The 713-nt window shown below is 58.8% G+C and carries 1 pseudogene; it reads right to left on the reverse strand.

The window, feature by feature from the left end:
* Positions 1-562, reverse strand: a pseudogene (locus AUR66_RS11645) (hypothetical protein); the annotation flags it as partial.
* Positions 563-713: the final 151 nt, after the last annotated feature.

Here is a 713-nt window from a genome sequence, read left to right on the forward strand (position 1 = left end):
ACTTGAGCTTCGAGTCGAGTTCCTTGTTCGCGAATTCGGCCCCTGCTTCCTGCAGTCCGACCCAGTCATCCGACATGGCGAAGTCCATGTTTCCGGGATTGATTTCGATGAACGCCTCCATCGCACCGTCCGATCGCTGTATGGCACCTGCACCGGGCCACGCCCGTTCCACGTTGGTGAGATCCTGTGTCCGTTGGTCGGGAGTGAACGGGGTGTAGTTCGCAAGGCCACCATCGTTTCGAGCGGAGTTATCCGAGACTTCGGCTGCACTGAACGTTCGACGCGGCCGCTTCGCATAGCGATAAACGTCCTTCGCCCATGTCCACGCATTGAGGTGGTCAGGAGCGACGTACACGATGGCTGCCCCTAGTCCAAGTCCTCCAGCAATGAGTGGGAGTGAGAGTGAGTCGATTCCGAGGAGGCCGGCGATGAACAGTCCCACGAGTGGGAAGGCGATGAGGACGCCGACGTCTCCCTCCTCGACATTGAGGAATGGGATGCGGCTTTCTTCACCGAACTGGTCCATGATACGGCGTGCTGCTGCGTCTGAATCTGTCGACATGATGAATTAGGAATTGTAGTTGTGCGGGTCGTTCTCGGTTCGGCGGTACGAGTTTGTGTTCTGGGTGTCTGAGCCGTCTTCAGTCCGAGCGGCCGCTTTCTGTGCGATTACCTGCCCAGCGGCAGCCTTGGGACCCCATCGAGCGGCGGTT

Origin of the sequence: Haloferax profundi, from assembly GCF_001469865.1 — an archaeon.
Classification (GTDB): Archaea; Halobacteriota; Halobacteria; order Halobacteriales; family Haloferacaceae; genus Haloferax; species Haloferax profundi.